Consider the following 23319-nt stretch of genomic DNA (forward strand, 5'->3'; position numbering starts at 1 on the left):
GGGAGGACCACACGGTGGCCGGCGACAAGCAAGCGGAGACCACGAACGTGCCCGCCGAGGCGCGCGAGAAGCACGTGCAGCTCGCTGAGCAGATCGAGGAGCACCGCTTCCGGTACTACGTGAACGACGCCCCCGTCATCACCGACGCGGACTTCGACCGGCTGCTGCGCTCCCTGGAGGAGCTGGAGGAGGAGTACCCGGAGCTGCGCACCCCGGACTCCCCGACCCAGAAGGTCGCCGGGTCCTACGAGACGGAGTTCACGGCCGTCGAGCACCGTTCCCGCATGCTCTCCCTGGACAACACCTTCAACGACGAGGAACTCGCCGCCTGGACCGAGCGCATCGCCAGGGAACTCGGGGAGCAGGAGTACCACTTCCTGTGCGAGCTGAAGGTCGACGGACTCGCCGTCAACCTCACCTACGAGCGCGGCCGCCTCGTCCGTGCCGCCACCCGCGGCGACGGCCGCACCGGTGAGGACATCACCCCCAACGTCCGCACCATCGCCGAGATCCCGGAGCGGCTGCAGGGCGACCGGCTTCCCGACCTCGTGGAGATCCGCGGCGAGGTCTACTTCCCGATGGAGAAGTTCCAGGAGCTCAACGCCCGGTTGAACGAGGCGGGGGACAAGCCCTTCGCCAACCCGCGCAACGCGGCGGCCGGTTCGCTCCGCCAGAAGGACCCGCGGGTCACCGCCACCCGCCCCCTGCACATGGTGGTCCACGGCATCGGCGTCCTGGAGGGCTACTCGGGCATGACCCGGCTCTCCCAGGCCTACGACCTGCTCAAGACCTGGGGCCTGCCCACCTCCCCGCACAACAGGGTGGTCGACGGCCTCGACGGCGTACGCGAGTTCATCGCCCACTACGGCGAGAACCGGCACTCGGTGGCCCACGAGATCGACGGCGTCGTCGTCAAGCTCGACGAGATCCGCCTCCAGGGCCGGCTCGGCTCCACGGCCCGCGCCCCCCGCTGGGCCATCGCCTACAAGTACGCGCCGGAGGAGGTCAACACCAAGCTCGTCGACATCAAGGTGGGCGTCGGCCGCACCGGCCGCGTCACCCCGTACGCGCAGGTCGAGCCGGTCACCGTGGCCGGCAGCGAGGTGGAGTTCGCCACCCTGCACAACCAGGAGGTCGTCAAGGCCAAGGGCGTGCTCATCGGCGACACCGTGGTGCTGCGCAAGGCCGGTGACGTCATCCCGGAGATCCTCGGCCCGGTCGCCGACCTGCGCGACGGCAGCGAGCGCGAGTTCGTGATGCCGGCCGAGTGCCCCGAGTGCGGTACGCCGCTGCGGGCCATGAAGGAGGGCGACATCGACCTCCGCTGCCCCAACGCCCGCAGGTGCCCGGCCCAGTTGCGCGGCCGCCTCTCCTACCTCGCCGGCCGGGAGTGCCTGGACATCGAGCACTTCGGCGACGTCGTGGCCGCCGCGCTGACCGCGCCGCTGGAGCCGGCCGACCCCCCGCTGGTGGACGAGGGGGACGTGTTTGACCTCACCGTCGAGAAGCTGCTGCCCATCAGGGCGTACGTCCTCGACCCGGACAGCGGGCTGCCCAAGCGCGACCCGAAGACGGGCGAGGAGAAGATCGCCACGGTCTTCGCCAACAAGGAGGGTGAGCCCAAGAAGAACACCCTCGCGCTGCTGAAGCACATCGAGGAGGCGAAGACCCGGCCGCTGGCCCGCTTCCTCAACGGCCTCTCCATCCGGTACGTGGGGCCGGTCGCCGCCCAGGCCCTCGCCCGGGAGTTCCGCTCCATCGACCGCATCGAGCAGGCCACCGAGGAGGAGCTGGCGGGCACGGACGGGGTCGGCGGCACCATCGCCGCCGCCGTCAAGGAGTGGTTCGCCGAGGACTGGCACCGCGAGATCGTCCGCAAGTGGAAGGCGGCCGGAGTTCCGCTCGAGGACCGGTCGACGGGGGAGGACGAGGGCCCGCGCCCGCTGGAGGGGCTGACCGTCGTCGTCACCGGCACCCTGGAGGAGTTCACCCGGGACGGAGCCAAGGAGGCCCTCCAGAGCAGGGGTGCGAAGGTGACCGGTTCGGTGTCCAAGAAGACCTCGTTCGTCGTGGTCGGCGACAGCCCGGGGTCGAAGTACGACAAGGCCGTGCAGCTGAAGGTGCCGGTCCTGGACGAGAGCGGTTTCACCGTCCTGCTCGAACAGGGACCCGAGGCGGCTGCCGATGCCGCGCTTTCGGCCGAGTAATAGCGGTTGAAGGCCACCCGATCGGCGCATACCAGATGCATACGGGTGGCCGGGTCGCATTCGGGCAACCGTCGGCGACCGGTGCCCCAGGAAGCCTTCCGCGGCCTACTGTTGAGGGGTGCGCCTGCCGTGCCCAGCCGCGGCCGGGGGCATCCCCCTGCCCCAAGGAACAGGGGGAAGGGTTTTCCAGCGCGGAGCCGTTGAGGGTTGTCGGGCGCAGGGCCGCGTGGCGTGGGCACCGCCGGCTGTGAGAGGGACGGGAATGGAACCGACCGAGAGCGCCGCCGCGGGCTCACGGCCGCGTCCGCGGCACCTGGCGGGGGCGTGGCCGTTGAGCCGGTGGCTCGGGCAGCGAGGTGGCGGCGCACGGCACCCCGCGGCGGACGCCCCGGGCACCGCCCCGCCGGCCGCAGGCCCGTCCGCGCCGGCCGGTACCGACGCCGAACGGCGCCCCTACTGGCCCGCGTTGCCCGCCGCGGTCGTGGCCGCCGCGGGGCTCGTCCTCGCCGCCGGCTTCTACGGCGCCTTCGCCGAGGGCCACGCCCTCTTCCCGTCCGGCACCGCCGGCTGGTCCCTCGCCGTGCTGACCGGCATCGTCGTCGGCCACCTGGTCATGCTCGGCCGCTCCCGCTGGTGGGGCGGCACCGGCTCGGGCGCCGCCCTCACCCTCGCCGTGCTGCTGCTCTACGGCTGGGTTCCGGCCGGCATGGTCAGCCTCACCGTCGTCGTCCTGGTCGGCGTCGCCCGCCGGGGCCGCTGGCGCCAGGGCGTCCTGCACGGCGCGGTGGACATCCTCGGCGTCGCGGCGGGTGCCCTGCTGCTGGGCGTCTGCGGCTCCGTACCGTCCGTGGAGCACCCCTGGGACCCGGACACCTGGGGCGTGTACGCGGCGCCCAAGGTGGTGCTCGTCGCCGTCGCCTACCTCGCCGTCACCCGCGCCCTGCTCTGGTACCTGCACACGCCGCGCGCCGGACTGCCCACCGTCGCCCGCACCGCCCTGGTCAGACACGGCCTGGTGGCCGTCGCGCTGCTCGGCATAGCGCCGCTGGTCTGCGTGGTCGCCGTCGCCAAGCCGCTGCTGCTGCCGCTGTTCTCCATCCCGCTGATCGCCCTCGACTCCACGCTGTGGATCGCCCGCGCGCGGGCGGAGGAGCAACTGCGCGACCCGCTGACCGGCCTGCCCAACCGGCAGTGGCTGCTGGAGCGGACCTGGGCCGCGCTGGACGACGCCGAACGGGCCGGCGCCCGCGCCGTCCTGATGCTCATCGACCTCGACCGCTTCCGGTCGGTCAACGACACCCTCGGACATCTCGCCGGTGACCGGCTGCTGTTGCAGACCGCCGACCGGCTGCGGCTGGCACTGCCGCGCGGGGCGGAGGCCGCGCGGCTGGGCGGTGACGAGTTCGCCGTCCTGCTGCCGGTCGCCGACTCCACCACCTCGGCGACCCGGGTCGCCCGGGGCCTCGTCGCCGCGCTCAGCTCCCCGCTCGACCTGGACGGGCTCACCCTCGTCCTGGAGGCCAGCGCGGGAGTCGCCGTCTTCCCCGACCACGCGCTGGACGCCGAGGGGCTGCTGCGCCGGGCGGACGTGGCGATGTACCAGGCGAAGCGGGACCGCACGGCGGTCGAGGTCTACGAGTCCAAGCGCGACTCCAATACCCCGGACCGGCTCGGGCTGCTGGGCGATCTGCGCCGGGCCCTGGACGCCCACGAGGTCCGGCTGCACTACCAGCCCAAGGTCCGCTTCGACGGGCAGGTGGCCGGCCTGGAGGCGCTGGTCCGCTGGGTGCACCCCGAGCGCGGCAGCGTGCCGCCCGACGAGTTCATAGCGATCGCGGAGTCCTCCGGGCTGATGCCGCACCTGACGGAGTACGTGCTGGAGACGGCGCTCGGCCAGGTCGCCCGGTGGCGGGCCCAGGGCCTGTTCGTGCCGGTCGCGGTCAACGTCTCCCCGCGCGACGTCCACACCCCCGGCTTCGCCGGCTCGGTCGCCGCGCGGCTGGCCCGGCACGGTGTCCCGGCCGGGGCACTCCAGCTGGAGATCACCGAGCACGTCCTGCTGGAGGACCCGCAGCGCGCCGCCGACACCCTCGCGGGACTGACCGCGCACGGCGTGAAGATGTCCCTGGACGACTTCGGCACCGGCTACTCCTCCCTCGTGCACCTGCGCCGGCTCCCGGTCAGCGAACTCAAGATCGACCGCTCGTTCGTGGCCCGGCTGGCCGTCGACACCGAGGACGCCGAGATCGTGCGCTGCACCGTCGACCTCGCGCACTCGCTCGGCCTGCTGGTCGTCGCCGAGGGCGTCGAGGACGACGAGACCTGGGAACGCCTGCGCGACCTCGGCTGCGACGCCGTACAGGGCTGGCTGGTCGCGGCGGCGATGCCGCCCGAGGAGACCACGGCGTGGCTGCGCGCCCGGGGCTCACGCGGCTGGGTCCGCCCCGCCGCGGCGCTCCCCGCGGCGGCGACCGACGAGTGACACACCCGCCCGCCGGCGACCGGGTGCCGCATCCGGGGGTACCCGTGCGTGCGGCGCGCGGGCCGGCGCGTCGGCGGTGATTTGATCGGGGCGGGCTGCCCCGAGCCGTCCGGACACACCCGTACCGTCGCCGAGAGGTCCGACGATGTCGCTGTTCGTTCCGAAGTCCCACGAGTCCGTGATCGTCCGCGAGGCCGAGGCGGAGGTCGTCGGCCGCGCGCCCACCACCGTCCGCCTGCTGGCCGACAGCAGCGCGACCGGTGGCGCCCTGTCCACCCAGCGCGTCACCCTCACGGCGGGCGCCGACGGCGCGAAGCCGCACTGGCACGACCACTCCGCCGAGATGTTCTTCCTGCTCGACGGCGCCGCCGACATCCTCTCGGGCGACGAGGTCGTCACCGCCGGCCCCGGCGACCTCGTCGTCGTCCCGCCCGGCAAGCCGCACGCCTTCGCCGCCGTGCCCGGTGCCGACGCCGACCTGCTCATCGTCCTCACGCCCGGCGTGGAGCGCTTCGAGTACTTCCGCCACCTGCAGCGCATCCGTCTCGGCCAGGTCCCGCCGGAGAGCATCCTCGACGTCCAGGACCTCTACGACAACCACTTCCTGAGCAGCGATATCTGGGACACCCGGCGCCGGGGAGCCGCACCGGGGGAAACCGTTTAACGGCCACCCGGCCCGGCCCCATAGGATTGGGCCCGAACCGATCGGCCCGAAAACACCCACACTCACCCCAGAGGAACGCTGCATGCCTGGCATCACGCGCGAGGAGGTCGCCCACCTCGCCCGGCTGGCGCGTCTGGAGCTGAAGCCCGAAGAGCTCGAGCACTTCGCGGGACAGCTGGACGACATCATCGGCGCGGTCGCCCGCGTCAGTGAGGTCGCCGACCAAGACGTACCGCCGACCTCTCACCCGCTGCCGCTGACGAACGTCATGCGCGCGGACGAGGTCCGTCCGTCGCTCACGCCCGAGCAGGCGCTCTCCGGCGCCCCGGCCCAGGAGCAGCAGCGTTTCAAGGTGCCGCAGATCCTGGGGGAGGAGTAACCGCCATGAGCGACATCATCAAGCTCACCGCGGCCGAGATCGCCGCGAAGATCGCCTCCGGCGAGCTGACCGCGGTCGAGGTCACCGAGGCCCACCTGGCACGCATCGACGCCGTCGACGAGAAGGTGCACGCCTTCCTGCACGTCGACCGCGAGGGCGCGCTCGCCCAGGCCCGTGCCGTGGACGAGAAGCGGGCGCGCGGCGAGAAGCTCGGCCCGCTGGCCGGCGTCCCGCTGGCGCTCAAGGACATCTTCACCACCGAGGGCGTGCCCACGACCGTCGGTTCGAAGATCCTCGAGGGCTGGATCCCGCCGTACGACGCGACCGTCACCAAGCGCCTGAAGGCCGCCGACGTCGTCATCCTCGGCAAGACCAACATGGACGAGTTCGCCATGGGGTCCTCCACCGAGAACAGCGCCTACGGACCGACCGGCAACCCCTGGGACCTCACCAGGATCCCCGGTGGCTCCGGCGGCGGTTCCTCCGCGGCCCTCGCCGCCTTCCAGGCCCCGCTCGCCATCGGCACCGACACCGGCGGCTCCATCCGCCAGCCCGCGGCCGTCACCGGCACGGTCGGCGTCAAGCCGACGTACGGCGGCGTCTCCCGCTACGGCATGGTGGCCTTCTCCTCCTCCCTCGACCAGGGTGGCCCCTGTGCCCGCACGGTCCTGGACGCGGCCCTGCTGCACGAGGTGATCGCCGGGCACGACCCGATGGACTCCACCTCCATCGACGCCCCGGTCCCCGCGGTCGTCGAGGCCGCCCGCAACGGGAGCGTCGCCGGCATGCGCGTCGGCGTCGTCAAGCAGTTCCGCGGCGAGGGCTACCAGGCCGGCGTCATCCAGCGTTTCGACGAGTCCGTCGAACTGCTCAAGGAGCTGGGCGCCGAGATCGTCGAGCTGGACTGCCCGTCCTTCGACCTCGCCCTGTCGGCGTACTACCTGATCGCCCCCTCCGAGTGCTCCTCCAACCTCGCCCGCTTCGACGGCCTGCGCTACGGCCTGCGGACCGGCGACGACGGCACGCACTCCGCCGAGGAGGTCACCTCCCTGACCCGCGAGGCCGGCTTCGGCCCCGAGGTCAAGCGGCGCATCATGCTCGGCACGTACGCCCTGAGCTCCGGCTACTACGACGCGTACTACGGCAGCGCCCAGAAGGTCCGCACCCTCATCACGCGGGACTTCGAGAAGGCGTTCGAGCAGGTCGACGTGATCGTCTCCCCGACGACCCCGACCACCGCCTTCGCGATCGGCGAGCGCGCCGACGACCCGATGGCGATGTACCTGGCCGACCTGTGCACCATCCCCACCAACCTGGCGGGCAACGCGGCCATGTCGCTGCCCTGCGGCCTCGCTCCCGAGGACAACCTGCCGGTGGGTCTGCAGATCATCGCCCCCGCCATGAAGGACGACCGGCTGTACAAGGTCGGCGCCGCCGTCGAGGCCGCCTTCGTGGAAAAGTGGGGCCACCCGCTGATCGAGGAGGCTCCGTCGCTGTGAGCAAGGCACTGTCGAAGGCCAAGGGCTTCAAGAAGTCCAAGTCGGGCCTGTACCTGTCCATGGCCACCACCGCGTTCGGCGCGGTCAGCGTCGCCAAGCAGGCGAAGCTGGCCCGCACCGAGAGCGACACGCTCCGTCTGGTCGACGCCGCCGTGTCCGCCGCCGCCATCGTCACCGGCCTCGCCATCCTCTACCGCGAGCTGAAGCGGCTGGGCGACGACGACGTCCTGCTGGGCTGAGAGGGAAGTTTCACCGTGACCACCACGACCGACCTGGTGTCGTACGAGGACGCGCTGGCGTCGTACGACCCCGTCATGGGCCTCGAGGTCCATGTCGAACTCGGCACCCGGACCAAGATGTTCTGCGGCTGTTCGACCGCGCTGGGCGCCGACCCCAACACCCAGACCTGCCCCGTCTGCCTCGGCATGCCCGGCGCGCTCCCGGTCGTCAACGCGACCGGCGTCGAGTCGGCGATCAGGATCGGCCTCGCGCTGAACTGCTCGATCGCCGAGTGGTGCCGCTTCGCCCGGAAGAACTACTTCTATCCGGACATGCCGAAGAACTTCCAGACCTCCCAGTACGACGAGCCGATCGCCTTCGACGGCTACCTCGACGTGCAGCTGGAGGACGGGGAGACCTTCCGCGTCCAGATCGAGCGCGCCCACATGGAGGAGGACACCGGCAAGTCGACGCACGTCGGCGGCGCCACCGGCCGTATCCACGGCGCGTCCCACTCCCTGCTGGACTACAACCGCGCCGGCATCCCGCTCATCGAGATCGTCACCAAGCCGATCGAGGGCGCGGGGGAGCGTGCGCCCGAGGTCGCGCGGGCGTACGTCCGCGAGCTGCGCGAGGTCATCCGCGCCCTCGGCGTGTCCGAGGCCCGCATGGAGATGGGCCAGATGCGCTGCGACGTCAACCTGTCGCTGCGCCCGAACGGGACCGAGAAGTTCGGCACCCGCTCGGAGACCAAGAACGTCAACTCGCTGCGGTCCGTGGAGCGCGCGGCCCGCTTCGAGATCCAGCGGCACGCGGCGGTCCTCTCCTCGGGCGGCACCATCGTCCAGGAGACCCGCCACTTCCACGAGGACACCGGGTCCACGACCTCGGGCCGCGTGAAGGAGGAGGCCGAGGACTACCGGTACTTCCCGGAGCCCGACCTGGTGCCGGTCGCCCCGTCCCGCGAGTGGGTCGAGGAGATCCGGTCCGCCCTGCCCGAACTGCCGCTGGTGCGCCGCAACCGGCTCCGCGAGGAGTGGGGCGTCTCCGGCACCGACATGCAGGCGATCCTCAACGCCGGCGCGCTGGACCTGATCGTCGCCACGATCGACGCCGGTGCCGACGCGGCCTCCGCCCGCAAGTGGTGGATGGGCGAGCTGGCCCGCAGCGCCAACGAGTCCCAGAAGGCGCTGGACGAGCTGGCGATCACGCCGCAGCAGGTCGCCCGGGTCACCGAGCTGGTCACCAAGGGCGACCTGAACGACAAGCTGGCCCGCCAGGTCATCGAGGGCGTCCTCGCCGGCGAGGGCACGCCGGACGAGGTCGTCGACAAGCGCGGCCTCAAGGTCGTCTCCGACGAGGGCGCGCTGACCGCCGCCGTCGACGAGGCCATCGCCGGCAACCCGGGCGTCGCCGACAAGATCCGCGGCGGCAAGGTGGCCGCGGCCGGCGCCCTGGTCGGCGCCGTCATGAAGGCGACCCGGGGCCAGGCCGACGCGGCCCGCGTCAAGGAGCTGATCCTGGAGAAGCTGGGCGTCGAGGGCTGACGCCGCTCCTCACCGCCTCGGGGGACGCACCGGTCACGGTGCGTCCCCCTCGGCGTACGGCACGGCGTCATGGACTCGCTCGGGCTCTCCGTCGCACACACCTCGCTCCACCGCGGCCAGTCCCGCCGGCACGACCACACCGGTCCGCCCGCCGGGCGGACCGTCTCCCGGTTCTGTGAATAAGGACACGAACTCCGCAAACGATCACGTTCGGCTGAAAGAGTGTCCTCGCATCGCTCATGCGTTCTTTGCGGGCTGTTCACACCATGAACGTCGGTTCCCGGACAAAGATCCACAATCAGACACCTGGGAGCACGTTCGTGGCAGCCCTCGCACGCTGGTGTGTTCGACGTCGCCTCACCGCCGTCCTGCTCTGGCTGCTCGCCCTCGGTGGCGTGGCCACGGCCGCCACGGTCGCCGGCTCCGCGTACTCCAACGACTACGGCATCCCCGGCACCGGCTCCGACCGCGCCTACCGGCTGCTCGAATCCGGCTTCCCCGGCCTCGGCGGCGACAGCGACACCATCGTCTGGCACACCACGGGCGGCAGCGTCCGCGCCGCCGACGTCGAACAGGCCATGACCCGCACCCTGGACCGCGTGGCGGACCTGCCCGGGGTGGCCGGGGTGACCAACCCGTACCAGGACCCCGACTCGCCCCGGATCAGCGAGGACGCCCGCACCGCGTACGCCACCGTCACCTTCGAGGACGCCTCCCAGGACATCGACGCCGGCCAGGCGCGGGCCGTGGTCGACACCGCCGAGGCGGCCGAGACCGACGGGCTCCGGGTCGAACTGGGCGGCAGCGCCATAGCGCTCACCGAGACCGGCGACGGGCACCTCGCCGAGGCCGTCGGCGTGGCCGTGGCCGCGGTCGTCCTCTTCCTCGCCTTCGGCTCCGTCGCCGCGGCCCTGCTGCCCATCGCCACCGCGCTGGTCTCCGTCGGCACCGCCTACGCCGGGATCACCCTCCTCGGCCACGCCATGACCGTCGCCGACTTCGCGCCCATGCTGGGCACACTCATCGGCCTCGGCGTGGGCATCGACTACGCGCTGTTCATCGTCACCCGGCACCGGCGCGGACTGAAGCGGGGCCTGTCCGTCACCGAGGCCGCCGCCGACGCCGTCGCGACCACCGGACGAGCCGTCGTCTTCGCGGGTGCCACCGTCTGCATCGCCCTCCTGGGCATGCTGATCCTCCGGCTCGGCTTCCTCAACGGGGTCGCCCTCGCCGCCTCGCTGACCGTGATCCTCACCGTCGCGGCCTCCGTGACCCTGCTGCCGGCCCTGCTGTCGTACATAGGTCCGCGCGCCCTGAGCCGGCGCGAGCGGCGCCGGCTCGCCGAGCACGGACCCGAGCCCGAGGTGCCCACCGGCTTCGCCGCCCGCTGGTCGGCCTTCGTCGAGCGCCGGCCCAAGCTGCTCGGCGCCCTCGCCCTCGTCGTCGTCACCGTCCTCGCCCTGCCCACCCTCGGCCTGCGCCTGGGCACCTCCGACCAGGGCAACGACCCCCGGGGCACGACCACCCGCCAGGCCTACGACCTGCTCGCCGACGGCTTCGGGCCCGGCGTCAACGGCCCGCTCACCCTGGTCACCGAGGTCCGCGGCGCCGAGGACCGCCTCGCGCTGGACAACCTCGACGCCACCCTGCGCACCACCGAGGGCGTCTCCTCGGTCACACCGGTGACGTACAACTCCGGCGGCGACGCCGCGTACCTCACCGTCGTACCCGAGTCGGCGCCGCAGTCCCGGCAGACCAGCGACCTGGTCGAGCGGCTGCGCTCCGAGGTGCTGCCGCGCACCGAGTCCGGCACCGCGCTCGACGTCCACGTGGGCGGCGTGACGGCCGGCTACGACGACTTCGCCGACGTCATCGTCGGCAAGCTGCCCCTCTTCGTCGGCGTCGTCGTCGGTCTCGGCTGCCTGCTGCTCCTGCTGGCCTTCCGCTCCGTCGCCATCCCCCTCAAGGCCGCGGCCATGAACGTCGCCGCCGTGGCCGCCGCCTTCGGCGTCGTCGTGGCGATCTTCCAGTGGGGCTGGGGGAGCGAGCTGCTCCGCCTCGGCAGCGCGGGGCCGATCGAGCCCTTCCTGCCCGTGATCATGGTGTCGGTGCTCTTCGGGCTCTCCATGGACTACCAGGTCTTCCTGGTCAGCCGGATCTACGAGGAGTGGCTGGAGACCGGCGACAACCGCCGCGCCGTCCGGGTCGGCCTCGCCGAGACCGGCCGCGTGATCAACTCCGCCGCCGTCATCATGATCTCGGTCTTCCTCGCCTTCGTCCTCAGCGGCGACCGGGTGATCGCCATGTTCGGCATCGCGCTCGCCGCCGCCGTCGCCCTGGACGCCTTCGTCCTGCGCACCCTCCTGGTGCCGGCCCTGATGCACCTGCTCGGCCGCGCCAACTGGTGGCTGCCGCGCCGCCTGGACGCCGTCCTGCCGCGCATCAGCATCGAGCCGCCCGAGTGCCGGGCCGCCCATGAGAGGCTGGCCGCGGTGACGGACGCCGAGGTGGCGGACGTCCTCGCGGAGGAGGAACGGCAGCGGGATGTACGCGATATCACTGGGTGACGACGGAGCCGAACTGCGCCCCCTGGAGACCTGGCACGCCGAGGAGTTCCTGGCCCACCTGGACCGCGGCCGGGACTTCATCACCGAGCACATCCCCTTCGGGGCGAAGGCCACCGACGTCGACTCCGCGCGCGAGGTGCTCCAGGCCTACGCCGACCGGCACGCCGCCGACAGCGGCTTCCTCCACGGGCTGTGGCTCGACGGCACGCTCGTCGGCGGGCTGCTCTACCGGGTCTTCGACGCCGCCACCGGCGTCTGCGAGATCGGCTGCTGGCTGGAACCCGCCGCGACCGGCCGGGGCCTGGTCGCCCGCGGCGCCCGCGTCCTGATCGACTGGGCCTTCGACGAGCGCGGCATGCACCGCGTGGAATGGCACGCGTCGTCCGCGAACACCCCCAGTGTCAACGCGGCCCGGCGGCTCGGCATGACGCGTGAGGGCGTGCTGCGCGAGACCTTCCCCTACCGGGGCGTCCGCCAGGACACGGAGGTGTGGGCGGTGCTCGCACCCGAGTGGCGTGCGGCACGCGCGCGGGACGCTCACAACGATCATTAAGGGACCTCTCAGAGAGCGTCCGTACGGTGCGAGGCATGGGAACGAACACAGTGGACGAGACCGCCGGCAGGACCGACCTGGACAAGGTGGACGAGGTGGCCGCGACCGACGCCACCGAGAACCCGGCCGCGGACGGTGACGCCACCGCGGTCGACGACCCCGCGGTGGACAGAACCGACGCCGACGCTGGTGTTGCCGAGAAGGACGGCCCGACGGGCGTCGGCCAGGGCGCCGGTGCCGTCGTCTCCGCCGGGCTGGGCGTCGTGTCGCTCACCGGGAGCTGGGTCGGCACCGTGGCCTCCGCTCGCGAGTCGGTCTTCGGGCAGCTGGAGACGACCCAGTCCTCCGACGTCCAGACCATGCTCGAGAAGGGCTACGGCGACGCCTGGCAGGCCACGGCGCTGTGGGGCGGCCTGTTCGCCCTGGTCGCGCTGATCGTCGGCGTCGTGGTGCTGGTCCGGCCCGCGTTCGGCGCGCCCGGCAAGCCGCAGGCCGCGTGGATCAAGTCGGTCTCCTGGGCCGGCGTCGCGCTGGGCGTGATCGGCCTGATCCTCGCCGTGCTCAAATACACCGACGTGTTGTTGGCCGTGCCGTCCGTGGGCTGACATCCCCGCGGCCCGTGAGGGGTCTTAGGGCAACCACGCGCCCCCGGCGCGCGCCCTAAGGCCCCTCATCCGCGTCTAAGGCCCCGCCCGGGCGCCGAAGATGCGGAACCTGCCCGATGTGGCAGACCCCCCTGGGAGACGAAGGTTGAGGCATCGCAGGAAGCGACGCCACCACCTCTCACCAAGGGACACCGCATGTACGAGTACGAGGTCCAGCAGCTCCGCGCCGCCGAACTGGTCCGCCGGGCCGACCAGGCGAGGCTGGCCCGCGAGGCCGTCCGCGCCCGCCGCGCCGCCCGCCGGGATGCCCGCCAGGACGCCGCCCCGGCGGAGAGCCATAGGTCCCGGCCGCGCCGGCACCGGTTCGCCGGCATCGCGTGAACAGGGGCACCGGGGAGGGAGGCCGCACGGCCTCCCTCCCCGTCGTCGTGCCGGTCACCGTCCACCTGGCGAAAACCCGTGCCCCGGCGCCGGACCCGCGTGCGATGCTCGGGCGCGTGGAGACCAGGTCCGTCAGTCCCGTGTTCGTCGGCCGCGCGAGCGAACTGGAGACGTTGCACGACTCACTCGTCCGCGCCGGGGGCGGGAACACCGCCCGGGCGTCCGGCGGCGGGGGAGAGCCCCAGGCACTGCTGCTCGGCGGCGAGGCGGGCGTCGGCAAGACCCGGCTCGTCGAGGAGTTCGCCACCGGCGCCCGCCGGCAGGGCGCCGTCGTCGCGGTCGGCGGCTGCGTCGAGATCGGCGCCGACGGCCTGCCCTTCGCCCCCTTCTCCACCGCCCTGCGCGCCCTGCGCCGCGAACTGCCCGGGGAGCTGGCCGACGCCGCGGCGGGCCAGGAGGAGGAACTGGCCCGGCTGCTGCCGGAGCTGGGCGAGACCGCCCCGGGCGCCGGCGGCGGACGGCACGACGAGGAGAGCATGGCCCGCCTCTTCGAGCTCACCGCCCGCCTGCTGGAGCGCGTCGCCGCCCGGCGGACCGTCGTCCTCGTCCTCGAGGACCTGCACTGGGCCGACGCCTCCACCCGCCACCTCATCGCCTACCTCTTCCGCACCCTGCGCACCGGCCGCCTCGTCGTCCTGGCCACGTACCGCTCCGACGACATCCACCGCCGCCACCCGCTGCGCCCCCTCCTCGCCGAACTCGACCGCCTGCGCACCGTCCGCCGCATCGAGCTCGGCCGCTTCACCCGCGACGAGGTCGGCCGCCAGGTCGCCGGCATCCTCGCCCAGGAACCCGACCCGCTCCAGGTCGACGAGATCTTCGAACGCTCCGACGGCAACGCCTTCTTCGTCGAGGAGCTCGCCGTCGCCGCCCACGAGGGCTGCTGCACCGGCCTCACCGACTCCCTGCGCGACCTGCTCCTGGTCCGCGTCGAAGCCCTGTCCGAGAGCGCGCAGCGGGTCGCCCGGATCGTCGCCGAGGGCGGCTCCACCGTCGAGTACCGGCTGCTCGCCGCCGTCGCCGGCCTCGCCGAGGACGACCTCATCGAGGCACTGCGCACCGCCGTGAACGCCAACCTCCTGCTCCCCGCGCCCGACGGCGACGGCTACCGCTTCCGGCACTCCCTGGTCCGCGAGGCCGTCGCCGACGACCTGCTCCCAGGCGAGCGCTCGCGCCTCAACCGCCGCTACGCCGAGGCCCTGGACGCCGATCCGACGCTGGTGCCCGCCGCCGAGCGCGTGATGCGCCTGGCCAGCTACTGGTACCACGCCCACGACCCGGCCCGGGCCCTGCCCGCCGTACTGGACGCCTCCGTGGAAGCCCGCCACCGGCACGCCTACTCCGAGCAGCTCCGGCTGCTCGAACGGGCCATGGAGCTCTGGGACTCCGTACCCGACGACGTACGCGCCACCCTGCGTCCCGCCGACCACACCGAGGTCTACCCGCCCTGCGGGTGCCACCCGGAGACCGCGCCCCTGCGCTACCTGGACCTGATGGCCGAGGCAGCCGTCGCCGGACGGCTGTGCGGCGAGCGCGAGCGGGCCCTGAAGATCACCAAGCGGGCGCTGCGCCTGCTGGAGGAGGAGCAGGACGCCGGCCCCGACGGCCGGCCGAGCGGACGGGACCCGCAGCGCGCCGCCTGGTTCTGGACGCAGCGCTCCCTGCTGGTGCAGGCCCAGGGCCGTGGCGACGGCCGGCGGGAACTCGGCATCGCCCAGGAACTGGTCCGCGGCCTGCCGCCGTCCAAGGTGCACGCCGAGGTGCTGGCCATGGCCGCGAACTGGTCGATGCTCCACCACCCCGGTCCGGACGCCGTGACCGCCGCGGAACGCGCCGTGGAGTACGCGCGGATGGTGGGCGCCGCCGACATCGAGCTCAACGCCCGGCTCACCCTCGGCGGGCTGATGGTCGACGCCGGCCACATCGACGCGGGTCTCGCCGAGATGTACCAGGTCAGGGACCGGGTCGTGGCGCAGGGGCAGTCGATCGTGGTGGCCCGCAGCCATGTCAACCTGCCCTCCGTCCTGGAGGGCGTCGGCCGCTCCGAGGAGGCGGTCGGCATCCTGCGCGAGGGCATCGACCTCACCCGCCGGACCGGCCTGCTGGAGTCCGAGGCCTGGGTGTGGGGCAACCTCGCCGAGTCCCTCATCTCCCTCGGCCGCTGGGACGAGGCGATCGAGGCCGCGCTCACCGCCGGGGCCCCGGGCCGGGGACCGGCACCGCGCGGCGGCGCCTGCCTCAAGCGGGCCGTCGTCGCGCTCGCCCGCGGCGAGACGGCCGAGGCCGCCCGGCTGCTCGCCGAGGCCCGCGCCGCCTACGGCACGCACAACCCCACGCCGCAGAACCACCTGCCGCTGGCCGCACTCGCCATCGGCCTCGCCGCCGCCGAGGGACGGGTCCTCGACGCCCGGACCGAACTCGACCGGGCCCTGGCGGCCGGCTTCCCGCCCGGCACCCAGCGCTACGGCTGGCCCCTGCTGCTGGCCGCCGCCGAGGCCGAGGCCGACGCACAGGACTCGCCGGCCGCCGCCGAGGGCCGCGCCGAGGTGCTCGACCGCCTCGCCCGGGCCGCCAAGTCGCTCACCACGGGCGCCCCGGTCTGGTTCGCCCACGAGCGGTGGGTGCGCGCCGAACTCGACCGCGCCCGCGGCCGGGACACCGCGCGGAACTGGTCGGAGACGGTCACCGCGTTCGAGTCCCTGGAGCGGCCCTACGAACTCGCCCGCGTCCGCCACCGGCTGGCCGCCGCCCTGCTGACCGCCGGCGGCGACGACGAGCGGGCCCGCGCCACGGAACTGCTCCGCCTCGCCCGCACCGTCGCCCGCCACCTCGGCGCCCGCCCGCTCGGCGACGCCGTGACCGTGCTCGCCCAGCGCGCCGGGCTCGTCCTCGGCCGCGCCGCCGATCCGGCCCCCGCGCCCGCCGACCCGGCCGGCGCCCTCGGTCTCACCAGCCGGGAACGCGACGTCCTGCGCCTGGTCGCCGACGGCCGCACCAACCGCCAGATCGCCGAGGAGCTCTTCATCTCGCCCAAGACCGCCAGCGTCCACGTGTCCAACATCCTGGCCAAGCTCGGCGTCTCGGGCCGCGGCGAGGCGGCCGCCCTGGCGCACCGGCTGGCGCTGTTCCCGGCCGGGACGCCCACGCCGGATCCGGCGGGCTGAGGCTTACGCTGGAAGGACGCCGATCGAGGGAGGCCGCGTGTTCAACGCTTTCGACGAGTTGTTCGCCCCCGGCCGCAAGCACACCCGCGACGAGCAGAACCGGCTCGAACTGACCCGGGAGGACGTCGGCGACGGCGATCCGGGCCGGGGCCCGATAGACCTCGCGTCGGGCAGGGTCGTCGTCCACCCGGCGCCTTCCGGGAAGCCGGAGTCCGGACCGGAGGAGACCGCCGGGGACCCGCCGGACGAGGACCGGCCGAACGGCTGACGGGCGCCGGTCACGACACCTCCAGCTCCAGGATCCGGTCGTCCCCGTCCTTCGCGTCGCCCCGGCCGTCCGTGTTGCTGGTCACGAGCCACAGCTTGTCGCCGCCCGCCGCTGCCACCGTGCGCAGCCGCCCGTACTCGCCCTCCAGGAAGGCCTGCGGGTCGGCCGAGGCCCGCGTGCCCTGCAGCGGAACGCGCCACAGCCGCTCACCGCGCAGGCCCGCCATCCAGACGCAGCCCTCGGCGTAGGCGATGCCGCTGGGCGAGGCCTCGTCGGTGTGCCACTGGGCGACCGGGTCGCGGAAGGCGGAGTCGCCGGACCTGCCCTCCGCCTCCGGCCAGCCGTAGTTGCCCCCGGGAGCGATCGCGTTCAGCTCGTCCCAGGTCTCCTGCCCGAACTCCGAGGCGAACAGCCGCTGCCGGGAGTCCCAGGCCAGCCCCTGCACGTTGCGGTGGCCGTACGAGTACACCGGCGAGTCCGGGAACGGGTTGCCGGGCGCCGCCTCGCCCTCCGGCGTCAGGCGCAGGATCTTGCCGCCGAGGGACTTCCTGTCCTGCGCCAGGCCCCTCTCGCCGCTCTCGCCCGTGCCCGCGTACAGCATTCCGTCCGGCCCGAAGGCGATCCGGCCGCCGTTGTGGATGACACCCTTGGGGATGCCCTTGAACACCGTGTCCGGGGCACCCAGCTGCCGGCCCGCCGGCTTCTTCGCGTCGTACAGCATGCGCACGATGCGGTTGTCCGAGGCCGAGGTCAAGTACCCGTAGACCAGGTGGTCCGACGCGTAGTCGGGGGACAGGGCGATGCCCAGCAGGCCACCCTCCCCGGCCGGCGACACCCCGGGCACCTCGCCGAGCTCCGTCGTGCGGCCCGTCTTCTCGTCGACGTGCGTGATCACGGCCTCGTCGCGCGAGGAGACCAGCAGGCCGCCGCCGGGCAGCGGCGCCAGGCCCCACGGGCTCTTCAGGCCCGTGGCGACCGTGCGGACCACCTTCACCGAGCCCTTCGCGGGCGGGGTCTCCTCGGCGGCCCGGCCCGGAGGCGAGGACCCCGCCGCCGGGCGGCTCGCGGAGGCGCTGCCCTCGGCGCCCGACGGCTCCCCGTCGGAGGAGCAGCCGGCCGTCAGCAGCAGGGCGGCGGCCAGCACGGCCGTCACGGATCGACGTCGCACGATCTGAGTCCCTTCGACGCGGCGGGTTCTCCCCTGTCATACACCGCCGGGCCCCTCCAGGTCCCCGGTCACCGAATCCCGTACCCGGGGAACCGTCTCAGTCCCACGAGCCCTGCGCCGGCGGCAGCCCGCGGATCTCCGCCAGATCCCGCTCGGTCAGCCGCAGCGAGGCCGCCCCCGCGTTCTGCGTCACCCAGCACTCCCGCTTGGTCCCCGGCACCGGCACCACGTGCTGCCCCTGAGCCAGCACCCAGGCCAGGGCCACCTGCGCCGGCGTGACCTCGTCGCCGTGCCGGGCCGCGATCCGGCGCAGGCCGGCCACGATCGCCTGGTTCGCGGCCATCATCTCGGCGGTGAAACGGGGGTGCCGGGCGCGCAGGTCCTCCGGTTCGAAGCCCTGCCCGGGCGTCAGCGTGCCGGTCAGGAAGCCGTTGCCGAGCGGCATCGCGGCGAGGAGGCCGACGCCCCGGCTCCCGCACCACGGCAGCAGCGTCCGCAGCGCCTCCGGCGACCACACCGACAGCTCGGCCTGCACGGCGCTCACCGGGAAGACCTGCTGCACCCGCTCCAGTTGCCGCACCGTCGCGTCGTGCAGCCGCGCACCCGGCCGCCGGGCCGACCGGGCACCGACCGCGCAGAGCCCCAACGCCCGTACCTTCCCGGCCCTCACCAGCTCCGCCATGGCGCCCCAGGTCTCCTCGACGGGCACCTCCGGATCGGGGCGGTGCAGCTGGTAGAGGTCGATGACGTCCGTCTGCAGCCGGCGCAGGGAGGCGTCGCAGGCGCGCTTCACATAGCCGGGGCGGCCGTTGGCCACGATGTGCTGATCACCGACGAGCAGTCCGACCTTCGTCGACACGAACGCGTCCGAGCGCCGCTCCTTCAACACCCGCCCCAGCAGCAGCTCGTTGGTGAACGGGCCGTACATGTCCGCCGTGTCCAGCAGGGAGACGCCCAGGTCGAGGGCCCGGTGCACCGCCCTGACCGACTCGTCGCCCCGCTGCCGCGACGCGCTGTACGCCCAGTTCATCGGCATGCACCCCAGTCCGACGGCCCCCACCGCGAGTGCCGTCGCGCCGATCGTCCTGCGCTCCACCTGGTCGTGACCCTCCCTCGTCAGGCCACCCAACCTAACCTCTGCCGTTCCACGGCCCTGACATAGCCTCCTGACATGACTGCTGACGTGTGGCTGCCCATCCCGCCGGACGAGATCGAGGGTCTTCCCGAGGGCCCCGCCTACCGTTACTGGAACGGCGAGGAGGACTTCCCCGCCGACCCGGCCGACTGCGCGTTCTACGTCGTCCCCTACATGAAGCCCAGCGGAACAGGGACGCGTCCGCTGCCGCACATGCGGTCCGTCCAGGTCGTCCAGACGCTCTCCGCCGGCATCGACCACGTGGAGCCGGGACTCGCCCGTCTTCCCGCGGGCGTGCGCCTGTGCAACGCGCGCGGTGTGCACGAGGCCAGCACCGCGGAGCTGACCCTGGCCCTGATCCTGGCGTCGCTGCGCGGCGTCCCCGACTTCGTACGGGCGCAGGACCGGGGCGAGTGGCTCGGCGGCTTCCGGCCGGCGCTCGCCGACCGGAACGTGCTCGTCGTCGGATACGGATCGATCGGTGCCGCGATCGAGGACCGGCTCGTGCCGTTCGAGGTCGCGCGGGTGGCGCGCGTCGCGCGCTCCGCCCGCACCACGGAGCGCGGTCCGGTGCACCCGCTCACCGAACTGCCCGCCCTGCTCCCGGAAGCGGACGTCGTCATCCTCTCCACGCCGCTCACCGAGGAGACCCGCGGCCTCGTGAACGCGGACTTCCTGGCCCGGATGAAGGACGGCGCCCTGCTCGTCAACGTGGCGCGCGGCCCCGTCGTCGACACCAAGGCGCTGCTCGCCGAACTGGAGAGCGGACGCCTCACCGCCGCCCTCGACGTCACCGACCCCGAACCGCTGCCGCCGGGCCACCCCCTGTGGCAGGCTCCGGGAGTGCTCGTCAGCCCGCACGCCGGCGGGCCGACGTCCGCCTTCCTGCCGCGCGCCGAGCGGTTGCTGGCGGACCAGTTGACCCGATTCGTGAACCACGAGCCGCTGCGCAACGTGATCCTGACGACGGGCGGGTAATCCGTTTCAGGCACCCTCCGCGACCTTCCGGGCGCGGTGGGTACCCGCATAGTCCCTGGTCGTCACGGAGCGTAGAGAAGCTATGTCCCTGAGTGACGAGACTGGTGTATCGTCCGACAGGGGATGCGCCGCGGACCGTTCGGCGCCGGGGACGGACAACTCGGACTGTGAGGGGGGCGACGGGCGATGCACGGCCTATGGACGAACGACCCGACGCGGCGGAGCCGCCGCCGGCGACCCTGGCGCACGGCCACGCCCAGGCGCGGCCGGCCCGGCCACCACGGTGGCCGTCACGGTCGGCGCGGTCATCACCAGCACCGGCACAGCGGCCGCCGGGGAGCGGCGCCCCAGGCACGCCCCGCCGCGCGGGACGCGGCGGCGCGGACCGGGAGGCCCCGGTGAGTCCGCCCACGACCGTACCCACGCTGGACGGAGCGACGCGGACGCCGCCCGCGTCCGAACCCCCGACGCCCGCGCCGACGCCGGCCGTCGGCGGGCCCGCCCTCGTCCGCCAGCTCACCCTGGCCCTGGTCTGCGCGGGGTACGCCGTGGGCTCCGCCTTCGGCTGGGGCTCCGAGTACGTCGCGACGGTCATGGGCGACTTCGGGCTGAGCGCCGCCGCTGGCGCCGCCGCCGTCTCCTGCCTCCTCTACGCCCGACGGCGGCGGGTCCGATTCCGGCCCGCCTGGCTCCTGTTCGCCCTCTCCTCGGCGATGGCGGCCCTGGGGAACCTGGTCTGGGGGTGGTACGAGGTCGTCCTGCGGCAGCCGGTGCCCAGCCCCAGCTACGCCGACCTGTTCTTCCTGTGCTTCGCGCCGCCCGCCATCGTGGGGCTGCTGGTGCTGGCCAAGCGGCCGGTGACCAAGGCGGGCTGGATCTGCCTCGGCCTGGACGCCTGGCTGATCGGCGGTTCGCTGCTGACCCTGGCCTGGAGCCTGGCCCTCGCCCAGGCGGCCAAGGCGGAGGGCGGTTCCAGCGTGGCGCACGCCGCGCTCTCGGTGGCGTATCCCCTGCTCGACATCGCCCTGATCAGCATGGTGCTCGCGCTGCACTTCCGGCGACTGCCCGTGGGACGGTCCACGGTCAACACCGCCATCGGCGCGCTGGCCCTGACGGTGATGTGCGACGCGCTGTTCACCTCGCCGCTGCTGCACAACAGCTACCGCTCCGGCCAGTTGCTCGACGCCGGCTGGTTCGCGGGCTCGCTGCTCCTCGCGTACGCCCCCTGGGCCGCGACGTGGCGGGGACGGGCCCAGGACGAGGACGGGTCCGGCGGACCCACCCGCGTGGTCCGCGAGCACGTGCCCGGCCGGCGCACCCCGGGCCCGCGTCCGGTGCCCGGCCCCCAGCCCCCGCCGGCACCGGGCGAGGAGCACAGCCGCTATCCGGCCGCCCGGCCCATCGCCGGGTCGCTGGCCGCGCTCACGCCCTACCTCGCCGCCGCGGTCTGCACCCTCGGCATCCTCTACAACGTCCTCAACGGCCGCAGCGTCGACCGGGTGGTGCTCCTGACCTGCGGCACGGTGGTGCTCGCGCTGGTCGTGCGCCAGGGCATCATGCTGCTGGACAACATCACCCTCACCCAGGAACTGGCCCAGAAGGAGAATCACTTCCGTTCCCTGGTGCAGGGCTCCAGCGACGTCATCATGATCGCCGCGCCCAACGGCATCCTCCGCTACGTCTCCCCGGCCGCCGCCGGGGTCTACGGCCGTCCGGCGGAGGACCTCGTCGGCAGCGAACTGGCGGGGCTCATCCACCCGGAGGACCTCGGCTGCGTGGTGCACGAGGTGCGCCGCTTCCTCGCCGCCGACCCGGTCGGTGAGCCGACCACGCGCATCGAGTGCCGCTTCCGGTCCGGGGACGGCGGCTGGCTCAACGTCGAGTCGACCGTCAACCGGCACCACGGCGGCCTCATCTTCAACAGCCGGGACGTCACCGAGAGAGTGCGTCTCCAGGCGCAGCTCCAGCACAACGCCGAGCACGACCCGCTCACCGACCTGCCCAACCGCGCCCTGTTCACCCGGCGCGTCCAGCAGGCCCTGTCCGGCCGCCGCGTCTCCGACCGGGGCGCCGCCCTGCGCGGTACGGCGGTGCTCTTCATCGACCTCGACGGCTTCAAGGCGGTCAACGACACCATCGGGCACCAGGCCGGCGACGAACTCCTCGTCCAAGCCGCGCGCAGACTCCAGGAGGCCGTCCGCAAGGGGGACACCGCGTCCCGGCTGGGCGGCGACGAGTTCGCCGCCCTGATCGCCGGGGACGGCACCCGCGACCGCACCGCGCGCGAGGGCCACATCCTGGAGCTCGCCGACCGCCTCAGAGTCACCCTCTCGCAGCCCTACCTCATCGACGGCAACGATGTCCGCGTCAACGCCTCCATCGGCGTCGCCTTCGCCGAGCCGGGCCTGGGCGCCGGTGAACTGCTGCGCAACGCCGACCTCGCCATGTACCGCGCCAAGGCCGGCGGCAAGGGACGCGTCGAGCTGTACAGACCGCAGATGCAGCAGGACGTGGTACGCAAGGCCGAGCTGGCCGGACGGCTGCGGGCCGCGCTGCACGACGGCGAGTTCGCGCTGCTGCACCAGCCGGTGGTGTCGCTGACGGACGGCCGGATCGCGTCCGTCTGCGCCCAGGCGCGCTGGCGCTCGTCCCAGGGCGTGCTGTTCACCCCCGCCGAGTTCCAGCGGGTGACCGAGGACGGCGACAGGACGGCCGAGCTGGACCGCTGGGTGCTCCAGAGGGCCGTCGAGCAGGCCGCGGAGCGGGCGGCGGCCGGCCTGTCCGTGCCGGTGACCGTGCGCATAGGCGCCCGCCGGCTGCTCGACCGCTCCATGCCGCTGGGCTCCGTCGAGGCCCTGCTGACCCGGCACGGGCTGCCGCCGGGCTCCCTGATGATCGAGCTGTCCGACACCGACCCGCGGGTCGGCCTGGACGAGCTGGAGCGCAGGCTGAACGCCCTGCGGCGGGTCGGCGTCCGGATCACCCTCGACGGTTTCGGCAGCGGCCACGCGGCGATCACCGCCCTGCGGCGGCTCCCCGTCGACGTCCTCAAGCTGGACCGCAGCCTGGTCGAGGGCGTCGTCGAGTCCGCCCGGCTGCACAAGATCACCAGTGGGCTGCTGCGCATCGCCGGCGACCTCGGACTCACCTCCGTGGCCGACGGGGTGGACGTGCCCGAGCAGATCGTCGCCCTGCGGGCGATGGGCTGCACGCACGGTCAGGGCATGGCCTTCTCCGGGCCGCTGGACGAGCACCGGTTGCGTAGAGCGCTGGGAACCGGCCACTACGCGGTGCCGCACGGTCCGGCCGAACCGGTGTACGCGGGCGGCGGCGCGGGGGTGTTCACCGGCGCCGTCGGCTCCGCACTGCCGGTCGCCCTGGGAGGTGGTACGGCCCTCCGCTCACATGCTGAGACGCCCGTCCCACCCACTTGACAGTGGGTG

The 23319-nt window shown here is 73.3% G+C and carries 17 protein-coding genes; 15 read left to right on the forward strand and 2 right to left on the reverse strand.

All coding sequences use genetic code 11. The annotated features are described in order from the left end of the window. Positions 1–14 precede the first annotated feature (14 nt). The 13 genes from ligA (at position 15) to ACFWJB_RS21245 (ending at position 16595) form a co-directional block, all read left to right on the forward strand. The gene (ligA, locus tag ACFWJB_RS21185) at positions 15–2207 is read left to right on the forward strand and encodes an NAD-dependent DNA ligase LigA (RefSeq protein WP_386924008.1); all 2193 of its coding nucleotides are present in this window, start codon (positions 15–17) and stop codon (positions 2205–2207) included. 262 nt (positions 2208–2469) lie between these two features. Beyond that, a complete protein-coding gene (locus ACFWJB_RS21190; protein ID WP_386924010.1) occupies positions 2470–4689 on the forward strand; it encodes a putative bifunctional diguanylate cyclase/phosphodiesterase in 2220 nt (739 codons plus the stop codon). Positions 4690–4834: 145 nt separating this feature from the next. Further along, the gene (locus ACFWJB_RS21195; RefSeq protein WP_385462670.1) at positions 4835–5353 is read left to right on the forward strand and encodes a cupin domain-containing protein; all 519 of its coding nucleotides are present in this window, start codon (positions 4835–4837) and stop codon (positions 5351–5353) included. Positions 5354–5435: 82 nt separating this feature from the next. Beyond that, positions 5436–5732, forward strand: coding sequence for an Asp-tRNA(Asn)/Glu-tRNA(Gln) amidotransferase subunit GatC (gatC, locus tag ACFWJB_RS21200; protein WP_070023066.1), 297 nt, complete (start codon positions 5436–5438; stop codon positions 5730–5732). 5 nt (positions 5733–5737) lie between these two features. Next, entirely contained in the window at positions 5738–7231 is a 1494-nt protein-coding gene (gene gatA / locus ACFWJB_RS21205) for an Asp-tRNA(Asn)/Glu-tRNA(Gln) amidotransferase subunit GatA (protein WP_385462666.1), read from the forward strand. Next, positions 7228–7470 carry a hypothetical protein gene (locus ACFWJB_RS21210; RefSeq protein ID WP_161164393.1) on the forward strand — a complete coding sequence of 81 codons (243 nt, stop codon included), beginning with the start codon at positions 7228–7230 and terminating at the stop codon, positions 7468–7470. The genes gatA and ACFWJB_RS21210 overlap by 4 nt, the downstream gene beginning before the upstream one ends. A gap of 15 nt (positions 7471–7485) precedes the next feature. Further along, on the forward strand, positions 7486–8997 hold the full coding sequence (gene gatB, locus ACFWJB_RS21215) for an Asp-tRNA(Asn)/Glu-tRNA(Gln) amidotransferase subunit GatB (RefSeq protein ID WP_385462662.1): 1512 nt from the start codon (positions 7486–7488) through the stop codon (positions 8995–8997). A 320-nt stretch (positions 8998–9317) separates the two neighbouring features. Next, positions 9318–11564 (forward strand): MMPL family transporter, encoded by a 2247-nt coding sequence (locus ACFWJB_RS21220; protein WP_386924014.1) that lies wholly within the window; start codon positions 9318–9320, stop codon positions 11562–11564. Then, positions 11542–12117: a GNAT family N-acetyltransferase gene (locus ACFWJB_RS21225; protein ID WP_386924016.1), complete on the forward strand. Its 576-nt coding sequence runs from the start codon at positions 11542–11544 to the stop codon at positions 12115–12117. Before ACFWJB_RS21220 ends, ACFWJB_RS21225 begins: the two co-directional genes overlap by 23 nt. A gap of 35 nt (positions 12118–12152) precedes the next feature. Beyond that, on the forward strand, positions 12153–12722 hold the full coding sequence (locus tag ACFWJB_RS21230) for a hypothetical protein (RefSeq protein WP_385462653.1): 570 nt from the start codon (positions 12153–12155) through the stop codon (positions 12720–12722). A 195-nt stretch (positions 12723–12917) separates the two neighbouring features. Further along, complete coding sequence (locus tag ACFWJB_RS21235; protein ID WP_385462650.1) at positions 12918–13103, forward strand: hypothetical protein; 186 nt, start codon at positions 12918–12920, stop codon at positions 13101–13103. Positions 13104–13207: 104 nt separating this feature from the next. Beyond that, positions 13208–16327 carry an AAA family ATPase gene (locus ACFWJB_RS21240; RefSeq protein ID WP_386924038.1) on the forward strand — a complete coding sequence of 1040 codons (3120 nt, stop codon included), beginning with the start codon at positions 13208–13210 and terminating at the stop codon, positions 16325–16327. A gap of 37 nt (positions 16328–16364) precedes the next feature. Continuing rightward, on the forward strand, positions 16365–16595 hold the full coding sequence (locus tag ACFWJB_RS21245) for a DUF6191 domain-containing protein (RefSeq protein WP_385462644.1): 231 nt from the start codon (positions 16365–16367) through the stop codon (positions 16593–16595). 10 nt (positions 16596–16605) lie between these two features. Here the strand turns inward: ACFWJB_RS21245 and ACFWJB_RS21250 are convergent, their stop codons facing one another. Next, entirely contained in the window at positions 16606–17763 is a 1158-nt protein-coding gene (locus tag ACFWJB_RS21250; RefSeq protein ID WP_386924019.1) for a PQQ-dependent sugar dehydrogenase, read from the reverse strand. 97 nt (positions 17764–17860) lie between these two features. Beyond that, positions 17861–18859 carry an aldo/keto reductase gene (locus ACFWJB_RS21255; RefSeq protein ID WP_386924021.1) on the reverse strand — a complete coding sequence of 333 codons (999 nt, stop codon included), beginning with the start codon at positions 18857–18859 and terminating at the stop codon, positions 17861–17863. Between the two features lie 75 nt (positions 18860–18934). Here ACFWJB_RS21255 and ACFWJB_RS21260 point away from each other — a divergent pair, with 75 nt between their 5' ends. Beyond that, positions 18935–19876 (forward strand): 2-hydroxyacid dehydrogenase, encoded by a 942-nt coding sequence (locus ACFWJB_RS21260; RefSeq protein WP_386924023.1) that lies wholly within the window; start codon positions 18935–18937, stop codon positions 19874–19876. Between the two features lie 398 nt (positions 19877–20274). Beyond that, entirely contained in the window at positions 20275–23310 is a 3036-nt protein-coding gene (locus ACFWJB_RS21265; RefSeq protein ID WP_386924025.1) for a putative bifunctional diguanylate cyclase/phosphodiesterase, read from the forward strand. Positions 23311–23319: the final 9 nt, after the last annotated feature.

Source organism: Streptomyces sp. NPDC127100 (assembly GCF_042724095.1).
In the GTDB taxonomy this organism is placed as follows: domain Bacteria; phylum Actinomycetota; class Actinomycetes; order Streptomycetales; family Streptomycetaceae; genus Streptomyces.